General features: G+C 53.2%; 12 protein-coding genes. 5 read left to right on the forward strand and 7 right to left on the reverse strand.

The features are described 5' to 3' along the window. Positions 1-12 precede the first annotated feature (12 nt). On the reverse strand, positions 13-462 hold the full coding sequence (locus AC2FF7_RS11405; protein ID WP_170355497.1) for a phasin family protein: 450 nt from the start codon (positions 460-462) through the stop codon (positions 13-15). Between the two features lie 199 nt (positions 463-661). Here AC2FF7_RS11405 and AC2FF7_RS11410 point away from each other — a divergent pair, with 199 nt between their 5' ends. After that, complete coding sequence (locus AC2FF7_RS11410) at positions 662-1,819, forward strand: cation:proton antiporter (protein ID WP_480866615.1); 1,158 nt, start codon at positions 662-664, stop codon at positions 1,817-1,819. Between the two features lie 15 nt (positions 1,820-1,834). On the opposite strand, the gene AC2FF7_RS11415 is transcribed toward AC2FF7_RS11410, so the two are convergent. Both AC2FF7_RS11415 and AC2FF7_RS11420 read right to left on the reverse strand, forming a co-directional pair. Continuing rightward, a complete protein-coding gene (locus tag AC2FF7_RS11415) occupies positions 1,835-2,242 on the reverse strand; it encodes a c-type cytochrome (protein WP_480866616.1) in 408 nt (135 codons plus the stop codon). Between the two features lie 160 nt (positions 2,243-2,402). Beyond that, on the reverse strand, positions 2,403-4,007 hold the full coding sequence (locus tag AC2FF7_RS11420; protein ID WP_496905661.1) for a Na/Pi cotransporter family protein: 1,605 nt from the start codon (positions 4,005-4,007) through the stop codon (positions 2,403-2,405). Positions 4,008-4,445: 438 nt separating this feature from the next. On the opposite strand from AC2FF7_RS11420, the gene AC2FF7_RS11425 reads away from it, so the two are divergent. Beyond that, the gene (locus tag AC2FF7_RS11425; protein WP_480866619.1) at positions 4,446-5,666 is read left to right on the forward strand and encodes an APC family permease; all 1,221 of its coding nucleotides are present in this window, start codon (positions 4,446-4,448) and stop codon (positions 5,664-5,666) included. 43 nt (positions 5,667-5,709) lie between these two features. Then, entirely contained in the window at positions 5,710-7,326 is a 1,617-nt protein-coding gene (locus tag AC2FF7_RS11430; RefSeq protein WP_480866620.1) for an MFS transporter, read from the forward strand. Here AC2FF7_RS11430 and AC2FF7_RS11435 read toward each other — a convergent pair whose 3' ends face one another. Both AC2FF7_RS11435 and AC2FF7_RS11440 read right to left on the reverse strand, forming a co-directional pair. After that, positions 7,327-8,919 carry a trypsin-like peptidase domain-containing protein gene (locus tag AC2FF7_RS11435; protein ID WP_496905657.1) on the reverse strand — a complete coding sequence of 531 codons (1,593 nt, stop codon included), beginning with the start codon at positions 8,917-8,919 and terminating at the stop codon, positions 7,327-7,329. 220 nt (positions 8,920-9,139) lie between these two features. Further along, positions 9,140-9,643 carry an Hsp20/alpha crystallin family protein gene (locus AC2FF7_RS11440; RefSeq protein WP_480866623.1) on the reverse strand — a complete coding sequence of 168 codons (504 nt, stop codon included), beginning with the start codon at positions 9,641-9,643 and terminating at the stop codon, positions 9,140-9,142. Positions 9,644-9,923: 280 nt separating this feature from the next. Here AC2FF7_RS11440 and AC2FF7_RS11445 point away from each other — a divergent pair, with 280 nt between their 5' ends. After that, complete coding sequence (locus AC2FF7_RS11445; protein WP_480866624.1) at positions 9,924-11,228, forward strand: ferredoxin reductase family protein; 1,305 nt, start codon at positions 9,924-9,926, stop codon at positions 11,226-11,228. 338 nt (positions 11,229-11,566) lie between these two features. Further along, complete coding sequence (locus AC2FF7_RS11450; RefSeq protein WP_170754762.1) at positions 11,567-12,112, forward strand: flavodoxin domain-containing protein; 546 nt, start codon at positions 11,567-11,569, stop codon at positions 12,110-12,112. A gap of 73 nt (positions 12,113-12,185) precedes the next feature. On the opposite strand, the gene AC2FF7_RS11455 is transcribed toward AC2FF7_RS11450, so the two are convergent. Further along, complete coding sequence (locus AC2FF7_RS11455) at positions 12,186-13,031, reverse strand: universal stress protein (RefSeq protein ID WP_480866626.1); 846 nt, start codon at positions 13,029-13,031, stop codon at positions 12,186-12,188. Between the two features lie 88 nt (positions 13,032-13,119). Beyond that, positions 13,120-13,497 carry a SnoaL-like domain-containing protein gene (locus tag AC2FF7_RS11460; RefSeq protein WP_480866628.1) on the reverse strand — a complete coding sequence of 126 codons (378 nt, stop codon included), beginning with the start codon at positions 13,495-13,497 and terminating at the stop codon, positions 13,120-13,122. Positions 13,498-13,879 lie beyond the last annotated feature (382 nt).

The raw sequence follows: 13,879 nt of genomic DNA on the forward strand, positions 1-13,879 counted from the left end.
GCAGCACAAACCTTAAACAGGCTCGGACTTTGAAGATTTCCCCGCGCTCTTTGTAGCGGCTGCAACATCACCAACTGTTTTCTCAACAGCTGCAACTTCGGTTTCAGTGACATAAGATGCACAACGGGACACGGTTTCGAACCATTCCTGCGCGTCAGCAACCAACCGCTCAGCCGAATGGCGCTGCCATTCCGTCATACTCTGAAGCGCTTTCGTTGGATCGGACGGGTTCGCAGAAGACACTTTGCGTGCAGCTTGTAGAGCCGTCCGAACCGCCTCGTGACGCCGTTCGAACCAATGCTGCGCAAAGGCCTCTGTTTCTTCGAGCAATTTTTCTTGCGCGTCCCAAAATTGTTCGATCTGGGCGCCGAAGGCCGGATTGCCAGACATGGGCGGCTGCATTTGCTTGAAAACATCCACAAGTGAGGTCGGGCTATTTGTGCTAGATTTCTTTGTCGGCATCGAAAATTCCTCCTCGTTTCCTGAATGAGCTATTGTGCCACCTGCTGCGCGCTTTCGCCTTAATACAGATCAATATCCCTATTTTTAGGATCTTCAGCTTAGGCAGCGACGGGACATTCGCATTCTCTCCGACACCGGTTCCTAGCAGGCAGTATTGGAGTTAGAGTAGTCTGGACAAGAACTTAACGCTTGGTTTTCTATGCACATTGCCGGCTTTTTGATTACCCTTGGCATCCTCTTCCTTGCCGGATTGGCGGCTGACCAACTTGGCCGGGCCACGCATCTTCCTCGTGTTACAACCTTACTTTTCCTCGGTCTGATCGCAGGGAACGCCGGAATTGGTTTGATCCCACTAGAAGTTGCAATGTGGTTCGACGAGATTTCCATTGTGGCTTTGACGATGGTCGCGTTTCTTCTTGGAGGTTCTTTGACCCGCGAGAACCTGGTTCGGCATGGTCGAGCCATCCTTACGATTTCTATTTCAATCGTGGTTGCAACCCTTGCTATTGTGTCTGCTGGACTGACCGCCATTGGCGTGCCCTTCGGGTTGGCGTTGGTGCTGGCGGCAATTGCTACGGCTACAGCTCCGGCCGCCATGACAGACGTGATCAATCAATCTGGAGTGTCCAACAGCTTCACCGAGACATTAAAGGGCGTCGTCGCAATTGATGACGCTTGGGGTCTGATCGTTTTCAGCATCGCCTTAGTTCTGGCCGGTCATTCGGATGGTTGGGCCACAGTCACGACCACAGCGATGTGGGATTTCGGAGGGGCTATTTTGTTGGGTGCCGCACTAGGCGTGCCATCCGCTTACCTGACCGGCCGCTTGAAACCGGGAGAGCCGATGCAGGCAGAAGCAGTGGGTATAGTCTTTCTGACAGCGGGCCTCGCGCTTTGGCTGGAAGTTTCATTCTTGGTAGCAGGCATGGTTGCGGGCGCAGCTATCGGGAATCTTGCCCGCCATCATGACCGTGCTTTTCATGAGATCGAGCACATTCAGTGGCCATTCATGATCCTGTTCTTCCTGTTGGCGGGTGCCACGTTGGATATCGAAGCCTTCGGCTTGATGGGCTGGGCTGGTGCACTTTTCCTGATCTTGCGCGCCGTGGCCCGTCTTGTCGGAGGGTATTGCGGAGCGAGACTGGGTGGCCTGCCTCGCCATCAGACCCGCTGGTACGGCCCCGCTTTGTTGCCACAGGCTGGTGTTGCGGTCGGAATGGCTCTTGTCGCCGGAGAGCAATTTCCGAATTGGGCCGCGTCCATCATGGCCTTTACTATTGCCAGCACTGTGGCCTTCGAAGTGTTGGGGCCGCCACTGACTCTCATGTCAATCAGACGCACGGCTGATACAGATTAGCAGATTGACCCGTGGCTATTCAGCCTGAATCGATTCCAAAAAGGCGAGCAAATTCGCCAACGGCAAGCCTACCATCATTCGTTGCCCACCAGGCAAAGCCACCGCGATTTGTTGGTCTGTCTCAAACACCGCACCAAAGATTGGCATTTCGCCCCCATGGGCGAGCAATTGCGAACGGCCGTCAATCTGTTCAGCTATACGATCTATCGGAAACACACCGTCGTTTTCGCCTGCCAATTTGGTGAGGTCAGGTGTTCGAATAGCAAGCATTTCCGCCATTGGCCCGTCTCCGGTTGCTTCGAAACCGTGACATTGCCAGCAATACGTCCGGTACAAATCTCGTCCCTCATCGACGCTGACCTCCTGCGCTAGTACGGGCCCCGTGACGAACAGTGCCAGTAAAATCCCGCGAACAATCTGCATACGCTCCTCCAATTAGCTGCCCCGGATGCAAATCTTATTAATGCGCATCCTTAAGAAACTTCTTTGACCTCGCTCATGTTGCACCCTTCAGCACGAAGATTGGCGTTTAGGTCGAATAACGCTTGAGCAAGTGCCGAATCTAATCCAGGTCAGCCTCCAACTACGCCACGCCGTCAGTGACCTCACCACCCTTGCGCCCAGACGGCACTCCTTCCAATGCGTTCATGTGCCAGCGAATTCGCCAGAGGTGATAAGACACACGATGCAACCATCTGAGGGCATCCAAGCGAGCCCAGACCACTTCATCCGGCAGACTGTCAGTCGCAGCGTCGGAGATGAGCAAGTCTCTGCGAAGTTTCCTCTGTCGCCGCATAAAACGGCGAAGACGGTTCAGCGTGCTTTCACACTGCACTGGATTGTCGATCTCTAAATAGCCGTCAGTCGCTGTAATCAACACCGAAGCAAGCCGTTTCAAACGCCGGTCTTTTGGTAACTCGCTTATCCGATCATCTTGGCTACACCGGTAAAGCAGCCGGTCAAGATGGTCGAGGACATGGTACATACCCTTGATGCTGGATATCTCTGCGTCGGACCTGCTGGGCAGTTCAATCTTGTCTAGGTACGAGCGCGCTTCCGATACAGCAGTCTCAATGCTGTCCCGCCCATAGTCGGGTCCGCTTGGCTGAGATGCCCCGATACATGACCGAAGGTGCGCCACTTCGGCCCTTACAATTTGTTCGACTGCGGCTTTTGCTGCATCCACCGCTATTTCCGGCATCCCGAGGACGAGAGGATCCAGAGGTCTCGTTAAGTCAGCCCCTTTGTCGGGTACGAGCGCCTCGACAAATCTGGCGAAAGGTTTCGCGAACGGCAAGATCAGCGCCACGCCTATCGGGTTGAAGAAACTATGGAACGCGACAAGCGCAGTGAGAGAGTTTCCAGCCCCCGTCGCGCTTACAAAGACCGCAGTAAACGGCCCCAGCAGAAAAAATGCCATTGCCCCTGTCATCACGTTGTAGATCACATGAGCAAAACCGGTGCGGCGCGCCATCGTGCCCCCGCCCAAGGTGGCCAGAACAGCGGTGAAAGTTGTCCCCACGTCCATTCCAATGACCAGAGCCGCTGCTTGGGGGAAGTTCACGGCACCGGCGCTCAACGCAGCCAATGCCGTTGCAACACCAGCACTCGAAGACTGCGTCACCATGGTGATAACGACACCGATCAATACAAGCTTCAGCCTGCCCAGCAGCGTATCAGGTGGAAAATCGGCAGGGGTAACTACGCCGCGAAAGGCGTCAAGCCCGGATTTGAGTTGCTCGATCCCAATGAAAATCAAGCTGAATCCGGCCAACGCCAGCCCAAAGCCGGCAACCGCTTTCCTTCCCGAAAGCGCCAGCAAAGCCCCAACAAAAACAACGGGCAACATCACTTGCCCCAAATCCAGCTTGAACCCCAAAAGCGCGACAAGCCAACCTGTCATCGTCGTTCCGATATTGGCCCCAAAGATGATCCCAAGCGCTTGGGGAAACGTGAGCAGACCAGACGCGACAAATCCAACGGCCGCAACGGTGGTCGCACTGGAAGACTGGATTGCAGCTGTCGTGACCGCGCCCGTTACCGCCCCGGTAAAAGGTGTCGATGTGAATCGGCCCAAAATATCTCGCAGTTGCGCCCCTGCCAAAGCCTTCAAACCGTCCGTCATCAACAGCATGCCGATAAGGAATAGGCCGATGCCACCCAGGGCTGGTAACAGGTTCCAGAGCATCACGAATTGCCTTCCACCCTAAATCTCACACCACCTAACATGTTTGCTTTGCCTTTAAGTCCGACGACAAACGATAGTTGGTTTGCGTTCAGCCTCGCAGACCAGAAGCCGCGAGTTGATTGACATAGATCAAAGCACCAATACGATTTACATAGTGAAATTCGAATGTTTCAACATTCTCTACGTTCACCCTCCTGTCCCCAAGTAAACACAAAGGTGAACGGAATTTTGAAGGAGTGGAGGTTCCACCCACGGGGGCTCGGCAGGAGTGATGGCGAGCCCCCCAGTTAGTTGATTGGCGCCCAATGCGCCCAGACGTTGAGACATAAGGCATTCGGTGTGGCTTGGACCATAGGACTAAGCCGCTGCGCCAATCGAGACAAAAAGAGAAGGACGCTACTGACGACGTTCGGAATGGGCAGTTGGCGGAAATCACTTATGAACTCTGTTGATCCAAATGAACAGAAACTCAGACGAGCCCTTACTACCCCATTGCTCACGCTTTATGGCCTTGGGGTAACGGTCGGCGCGGGCATTTACGTTTTGGTCGGTGCAACAGCAGACATTGCCGGACCTTTTGCGGCGTTGTCGTTTGTTGTAGCCGCCCTCGTCGTATCACTCACCGCGCTTTCCTATGCAGAACTCGCAACTCGATTTCCTGTGAGCGCAGGTGAAGCGGCCTATGTTGAAGCGGGATTTCAGAAAAGATGGATGGCGGTTTTCGTTGGGCTTGCGGTGGCAGCCTCGGGCGTTATCTCCGCCTCAGCCGTTGCAATTGGCGCAGCATCATACCTTCATGCTTTGACCGGTTTTGCGATCCCTGTTTTGACCATCAGCGTCGTTTTGATCATGGGTCTAATCGCGCTTTGGGGGATCACTGAGTCGGTCTTTGTTGCGGCTGTCATCACGATCATCGAGATCGCAGGTCTTCTCTTTGTGATTGGCTGGGGCATGTCGATCCAGGATCCGCAGGGATACGAGATCAGTTCGATGCTTCCGCCGCTGGAACTCGACGCTTGGAGAGGCATTTTCGCGGCATCACTTCTCGCCTTCTTTGCATTTGTTGGCTTCGAGGACATGGCCAATGTCGCGGAAGAGGTGAAAGACCCAGTGCACACCATCCCAAAAGCGATTTTGCTAACGCTCGTTCTGGCAACCGTGTTGTATCTGGGAACTTCAATGACGGTCCTACTTGTTGTTCCGATTGATGTTCTTTCGACGTCCGCAGCACCCCTCGCGCTTGTGTTTTCAAACGCCCCTGAGATGATTAAACAGGGCTTTTCCGCGGTCGCGATTGTAGCGACGGTCAATGGAGTACTGATCCAGATGATTATGGCCTCGCGGGTGATCTATGGACTAGCTGACCGTGACCATCTGCCGAAGGTTCTGGCGATTGTCCCGAAAGCAACGCAGACACCAGTAGTTGCTACTTTGCTGGTCGTGGTGATCATCGTTCTGCTGACCCAAACTATACCGATTGGTACTTTGGCAGAGCGCACATCCCAGATCGTTCTGGGCGTCTTTGTGCTCGTCAACATTTCGCTGATCCTGTTGAAGATGCAGCCGGATGAGGCCACCAAGCACTTCCGCGTTCCTTTTGTGGTACCGATCCTTGGGGTGATCACCAGTGCATTGCTTTTCGGATCTGGATTTCTCTAACTAAATACAACGACCCAAAGGCTTCCAAGAGCTACCACAGCATATGACGACTGACCAAACTTCCATAGGATCAAAACTCTCAGGCTGGTGGCATAGAACATTTGTGGATCTGATTCAGCAGCTGCGATGGTCCTATTTGCCGCCATTGATGGTCTATTTCGCGGCCGGCGTGTCCGGCCTGACCTCGGTCGTCGGCGCTTTTTTCCTAAAAGACTATCTCGATTTATCCGCCTCTTTCGTTGCAGGACTCGCGTTTTGGGCTGGTATCCCGTGGATACTCAAAATGCCGCTTGGTCATGTCGTGGACCTGTTTTGGCGCTGGAAGTCCCTGCTGATCCTGTTTGGCGCATCCCTGATCACGTTGTCTTTGCTCACAATGTACGGTCTCGTGACCGCGCCTGCCGTGATGTCCAATTTCATGCCACTGGAAGACTGGTATGTCCTAGCCCTGCTGCTGGCGCCTTCAGGCTATGCCATTCAAGACGTTGTTGCGGACGCCATGACGGTCGAAGCGGTCCCCAGGGTTAACCAGCACGGCCTTCCGTTTACGCCTGAAGAAACCCGTGCACAGCACACGACAATGCAAACCTTGGGCAGAGTTTCGATCATTTCCGGGTTTGCGGCGGTTGCGGCTGTGAACATCTGGATTTTCTCTGGAACTGAAGATCTGCAAAAATCGGAACGTCTTGCGCTTTATGGCCAAGTGTACCTGATAGCTCTGGCCATCCCGGTGTTGTCCGTCAGTGGAGTGGTTCTTCACAGCTTTTTCCAGCGTCAACTTATCAAGCGCGGCCACTCGTCTCACACACCGGATGAAGTCACCGAAGTCAAATGGTCCATATTACTGGGCGGCCTGGCATTCGTTGTGCTTAGCATCGTGTTGGGAACCGCCGATTTCGAGTTTGCGCAAGAAACAGTCTTTGCGGTTTCTCTAACGGTGATCCTGTACCTCATGTCGCGTCTGCTGAAAGAGCTGGAACCGGCCCAAGCCATGGCCTTGATCGGGACAGCGACAATCATTTTTGTATTCCGTGCCGTTCCTCTGCCGGGGCCAGGCCTGACTTGGTTTGAAATCGATGAACTTGGGTTCGATGAACAGTTCCTGGCAATCCTGGCACTATTAACTTCGCTGCTGGCGTTGTTGGGGTTAATCGTTCTCCGGCCATTTATGGCCAATCGCTCTATTGCGCATGTGGTGGTATTGTTAACGATCGCCGCGGGCGTTCTCGCCATGCCCAACCTCGCCTTATATTACGGCGTGCATGAATGGACGGCAGCGCGTACCGGCGGAGTTGTCGATGCAAGGTTCATTGCCATTCTTGATACAGCTGTTGAATCGCCGCTTGGGCAGATTGCCATGGTCCCGATGTTGGCTTGGATTGCACGCAATGCCCCTGTTCAGTTGAAAGCGACCTTCTTTGCGGTGATGGCATCGTTTACCAACATGGCATTGTCGGCCAGCAGCCTCAGCACCAAATACCTCAACCAAACATTCGTTGTGACTCGCGCTGTCACAAATCCAGAAACCGGTGCGGTCACGTCGACCGCAGACTACAGTCAACTTGGATACCTGCTGATCTGCGTGGCCATGATCTCAGTGATCGTTCCACTCGCTACTGTGTTCTTCGTACAAAACTCACGCTTCCGAACGAGCGAATGATTACTGGCTTTCCACCTCTCCCAGCAGAACTCTGAGATGTGAGACCGGGACGCCGATGTTTGAACCACCGAACTCGGGCAGGATCGCAGCATTGATGGCAACGACCTGACCACGCCGATTCAATACTGGTCCTCCGCTCCCACCGGTCGTGGTCTCAGCGTCATAAACGATGGCGCTCTCACTTGTCCGCGCAACGATCCCCCGGCTTGCTAGCGGATGAATCTTGCTTTGTGTGGAAAGCCCTGACGCTATCGACCAAAAGTTCAACGTTCCGTCAGCCTCCAATCCCTTTAAAAAGCCCGGACCAGCCTGCGCGATCAATGCTTTCAAACCCGTTGGGTATCCCAACAGATAAAGCTCTTCACCTACGCGCGACTTGGTATCCGCCAACGGAATTCCAAGGTCCTGAACGCGGCTTGGCTCAACTTCCAAAATCGCCAAGTCTGCCGCTTCGCTGAACCGAAGCAGCCGCGCCTCTATTGGTTCCGTCTGATCAGGCAAATAGGCCAGCAGCTTCAACATCTCTGGCTCAAGACCAGCGTCGCTCAGCGCTTTTTCTCGGTTCCCCGAGGTCCAGGGCAAAGCGACATGGCGGTTGGTCGCCATCAACGGGACCCCAGCGATCAAAAACCCCGTTCCGGTGAATTGAAACTCTGCGGGTTCGCCGGTCCCGTCCGGTTCGATCCAAGGCTGACCAAACGGGGTTTTCAGGTTTTCTCCGTTCGGTCCCAAAACGTGCCGTAGTATCTTCCCGCTTTCCACGTGGCGCAATCCATAAGCTCCCTGAAGGAAAGCGACAGATCGAGTGGAGGCAGCTATCACTCGCGTGGGTGCCCCCGCGCGTTGCTCCAAGGTTCCAAGACGCCGCTCGGTCGACAGAACCTGGTTCTCAAAAGCGTCACGCAACGAAACCAAGTCATCAGGCGTAAGTGCATCTTCTCGCGTCTGGGCAAGCATAACCGCGACCGCTTCGATCTTGCGGGACTCCTGTTCGATACTATCCGCCAAGCGCCGGTCGTTTTGGTAAAGCAGGTACCCAAACCCCGCGATCACAAGAAGCGTTGCAAGAACCGTGATCCTGAACAGTATCGTGGTTTGAGAGGCAAGCCGCCGCCCACTATCGCGCAAGGCACCAGACATCTTTTTGGCGAAGGGTCGACGGCTCGTTCGGGTGTAAGCATATGCGTCGCTGAGGATATCTTCGACTGTGTGGTGTGCGGGAAATGAGTGATCGCACAACCTGTATCGAGACATGGGGCCCTTTTCGCCGAACTCGATCATGTCACCATGCCTAAGAGACGCCGCAGAGGCTTTTTGCCCGTTTACCCATACATTGCGCCCAACCGATGCGGCTATTGTGTAACCGTCGTCAGCCCACTGTAGTGTGGCAATATCGTTGTCATGGGGAGGCAGGTCATCTTTAGGTCGAATGCTTAACACCCTGCCATCACCAACAGAGACAGTCAGGGCATTGTCGACAAGCCAGTTCACGTTTCCGCGCGATGGACCTGTAAGGCTCTCCAAAAAGGCCCGCACCTCACCTTCACCACCATTCACTGAGGGTGTCATGTCGCTCACTTCTGGTTTGCGCATTGTGGCCCCCTATCCAAACGCGTGAGGGCATTCTATCACGCCGCAACACCAAACCCATGGTTTGACGCGAATGTACAAAAAAGCAGATTTAAACAAGCACCTGCGATGCCTGCCCGGATTCAACCAAAAACAACTATCAGACCGCAGTTCGAAGAAGGCCGATCCATGATCGGCCCTCTGCTTTGGCATTTGCAAGCACCGTATCGCGCCAACAGTCTGTCTATTTCGACGATACCTTGATCTTACGGCTTGGATCCTGAGGTTCAGTCTTCGGCATTTGAATACGCAAAACGCCCTTGTCGAATGTTGCTGAAACCTTGTCGACTTCCACAGTATCTGGCAGCGACATGGCTCTGGAAAAGCTGCCATAGCTTCTTTCGCTGACACGCAGATCGCCCGTTTCGTCATGCGCAATCTTCTTCTGACCGCGCAGGATTAGCCTGCGATCCTTGATTTCAATTTCTACATCATCCTCTTCGAGCCCCGGCAATTCAGCCGTAAGGACTATCGCAGAATCCGTCTCTTGGACATCGATTGCCGGAGAAATCGCGCCTGTCATATCAAGAGACGGAAAACCCGTGCGTTGCGCAGCCGTTTCCATAGGTAGGAAAGGTGATCCTCCCCCAAAAAACCGCGACATCAGGGTTTCCATTTCACGTCGAAAATTGTCGGAGAGCGGATGCGTTCCAGTGAAAAGTTGCGGGGACTTTTTGTCTTCTAGCATTTTTTGAGCCTCCTCCTTTGGTCGGATTTCGCGCGCGCAACATTATGACAGGAAACGCGGTCAATGACCTTGATCTTGCGCAAGCATGCAGCCTCAGCTTCAGCCAGATCGCACGTACCGACCGGACGAACAGAAATGGGAACCGTCGGCAAACACTCTTGCCCTGTCATGCTGCAATTCAGACCAATCTCAGCAGTCTTGATCGGAGTCCCATGTCAGCTTAGCGTTTATTCTGAATGAGCCCGGGTTGCCTACCTTTAGAAATTTGGAGCAAAGCCGTATGAAATGGCCTTATCTGGCGCTGATCTACGTTTTGCTGATCTTGGCCCCCTTGGGTTTTTCTTGGTCTCTGGGATGGCAACCGCGATCATTTCATCAAGAGCTCGCGTCCGGGCTTGGAATGCTTGCTTTTTCAATAATACTAGTTGAGTTCTTGCTGTCTGGGCGGTTCAGATTCATCTCTTCCGGTCTGGGTATGGATGTGACTATGCGGGTGCATCAGATGATGGCGCGTACAGCGCTTGGCTTTGCGCTAATACACCCGCTGCTGTACCAGGGTACGCCATCTGGCGGACGCCGCCCGTGGGATGAAACAAACCAACTTACGATTTCGACCGACTTTTCTACGCTAGTATCGGGCATCGGCGCATATTTTTTACTGTTCATTCTGGTTGCCTCGGCAATTGCCCGTAAATCCCTTGATTACAAGTACGAGACATGGCGCCTATTGCACGGGCTGGGAGCCTTGGTGATTGCCTGCCTGCTGTTGCACCACACAGTCTATGCCGGGCGCTACGGCGGACATCCGCTAATGACGTTTCTCTGGCTTGCCCTGACCACTATTGCAGTAGGGACTTTACTGTATGTCTATCTCGTTTGCCCTTTGCGTCAGAGGAAAAGGCCGTGGCGCGTTGCTTCTCTATGTCGACTAACACCAAAGCAATGGGAGTTGCGGCTCAAGCCCGATGGTCACACCGGACTAACTTTCGAAGCAGGGCAGTTTGCTTGGCTAAATGTCGGCCACAGTGCTTTCTCGCTGCACGAGAACCCATTCTCGATTAGTTCGGCACCAGCCGAAGGCCCCGAAGTGTCCTTTGTGATAAAGGAACTTGGGGATTTCACATGCGGTCTCGGACAGATCGCTCCGCAAACCCCGGTCTATCTGGATGCCCCACACGGAAATTTGTCGATCAGCCACCGTCCTGAGAAAGGCATTGTTCTGATCGCAGGAGGTGTGGGTATCGCGCCGATGTTGAGCATTACGCGTCAAGTAAGGTTGAGCGGAACACAACGCGATCTCAAGCTTATCTATGGCAACCGGGTGGAGGAGCAGATTGTTTATCCTCGGGAGTTGTCCAAAGAAGAAACAGTATTTGTTCTATCCGAACCGCCCAAGGATTGGCGCGGCGAAACTGGTTTGATCGACGGTCCCCTGTTGGACCGCAATTTGTCATCTGAACAATTTGAGAGCTGGCTTTTTGTTCTCTGCGGCCCCCCGGCCATGATGGACGCCGTCGAAGATCATCTGATCGCTCGGGGCACCGCGTCACACCGGATTTTGTCTGAAAGGTTTGACTATGACTAGACTGCTCAGAAATCTGCCCGCAAGCCAACAAGTGAAGGTCACGGTGTGGTGCATCAGTTTTGTAATCCTCGTCGCTGTTTTGGCCTTTTCCTTAAGGTAGCAAAACAAACCATCGGGCCATAGCCAGCTTCAAAAATTGTCAGCCCAGAAAAGCCGACTTGCTTCGAGATGTAGGTCGTTGCGATCTTCCTTAAAAACATGCTTTGCGTGGACAGCAAAAGCGAACCACAACTCTCGCGATACGCTCCCAAGTAACGCCTTTGATGGAGATCAAGGGCAAACCAAGCCACTTATTCATAATCAGCAATCTATTCAGACCGATTTATGGGAGGATCGGAATGATCGTACTCATCGCCTTCGCTACAGTCGAAGGCCAGACAGCAAAGATTGCGCGCTTCATCAGCAGTGTCGCGAAGAATGCCGGATTCAACGCAAAGCTTATCAATACCGATGAAATGTCCAGCCACATATCACTTGACGATGTGGTCAAGGTTGTTCTTCTGGCCCCTGTCCACGAGCGTAGGCATCCCGAGTCATTCGAGGCTTTTGTCGCTTCAAATAGAAATGCCCTAATGGAACGAAAGTCTCTCGTGCTTTCCGTCGGTCTAAAAGCTGCTTTCGCGTCAGGTCGAGAAGAAGCGCAAGACTATCTCAACGAAATGCTAATGCGAACAGGTTTTGAACCAGATGCAACAGCGTTGGTCGCAGGCGCAGTGAGGCCCGAAAGCTACGGATATTTTGAGAGGGAGATCCTAAAGCACGTTGTCTTGCTGGGTCGAAAAATCGATCCACGAGATGGTGCACGGGAGTTTACTGATTGGGACGAATTAACGTCTACTGTGGTAGATTTTCTTGGTGGAAACGGCCGGGCCAATCAGCATTAATCTCAAACGATATCCTAACAACAGCTGGCTACTCTCGTATTTACCAGAAAATCACAGTCGCCGGTTCGCTTCATTAGTGTCCTAATAGCACTGGCAACCCTGTCTGCTCCAACATTGCTTGCGTCGTTCCCCCAAAGACTGACTCGCGCAGATGGGAATGCCCATACGCGCCCATAACAACGAGATCGGCTCCCAATTCTGTTGCGCTATCCTGAATGCAGCGTTCGATCGAGGCCTCACCACACGGAAACTGCGACACGGTCACTTTGCAACCGTGATGACGGAGCCATCCAGCAACGTCAGTTCCGGGTTCTTCGCCTTCTACGTCATCAGACGACCGCAAATCGAAACACCCAACCACAACTTCCTTGGCCGCCAGAAAAAAAGGTAAAGCTAAATGCGCAGCCCTAGACGCAGGCAGGCTATCATTCCATGCTAAGAAAATGCAGTCGCGTTGGGCAAACGGATCTCCATTTATCATCATGGCGACTGGCGAATGGAACAATACTCCGTACGCGACCTTATGAAACAAATCGGGATCTTTTCGCAACTCAGCGTCAAGAAAGGCGATATCACAGCATTTGGCTCGGCCTGCCACAAGATGCTGTAAGTCAGTTCCAGATCCAATAAAGGCGTTTACATTTGCCGATACACCCTGCGCGGCCAGAAGCGCTTCAACTTCGGTGGCGCGGGACTTCAAGGCGGCATTTTTTTCGTCTAGAACATCCAACCAGTTTGAAGGGAGACCCGCCTCAACGAACCTGTTTGATCCATAGTTTAGATAAGGCAGGTTGGGTAAAGCCGCAATCAATACACAAATCAAGTGGCCGTTTTGGATGCGGGCAGTTTTAGCGCATTCCAAAATCGACGCGTCGTCAGCATCAACTCCTACATAATATGCCACTGTTCTGTGTCGCATTCCCGACCTCCGTCCGGAATTTCACTTCGCCCCAGCGCCGTGCGCACTGATTAAACCAACAAATAGATTTTGTTGTCAGTCGCTCTATTTATTTCGGCAGCATGAAGAACTCTTCCAGCAAAATCTTGCCGTCTGCCACCGAATACAAAGCGATCTCGCGCAGCGAAATGCGCTCACCCGTAGATTTCTGAATCACTTCAGCCCTGAAACGCACTCCAAAGCGGTTGGGTGGGTGGACGTAGGGACCATCCACGTCGAGTTCCTGGATTTCGTGCGATGCCAACCAATCCTCTCTTTTTCCCTTGATGGCTTCTCGCCCCTTTGAAACGCGGAATTGTCGAGCCGGAGGCACGACTGCCTCTATCGACTGTGCGTTTTCGGCATACATTTCATCGACACTTCCAATGCCCCTGCGCTCACGCATGGCCTGGACGAAGGATCTACCGATTTCAACTAACTCTTCCATGAGTCCCCCCTGAGTTATCATTGATTGTACCACTTCTTGCCCGCTCAAATCTTGACAAGGATCAATGAGCATAGCGGGAGACGCAATGAGGTCGAATCGTGCTCAACTCTGCTCAGCAAGAATTAACAAACTTAATACCGCGCCACATTCGCATCAATCTGCAAGAAAGGCGGACAGGGTCAGCGCGCTAGTGTCGCCTTTTCTATGGCGTGTAGACCGAACTGGAAGGGGCACTTTCAGCGATGATTGGGTTGGCCCAGAACGAACAAAGCCGCCCTGAGGCGGCTTGTTCGAGACTCTGTTGGCTAGAGATTGGTTGCGGGAGCAGGATTTGAACCTGCGACCTTCAGGTTATGAGCCTGACGAGCTACCGGGCTGCTCC

It is taken from the genome of Ruegeria sp. YTSC325, assembly GCF_059609525.1.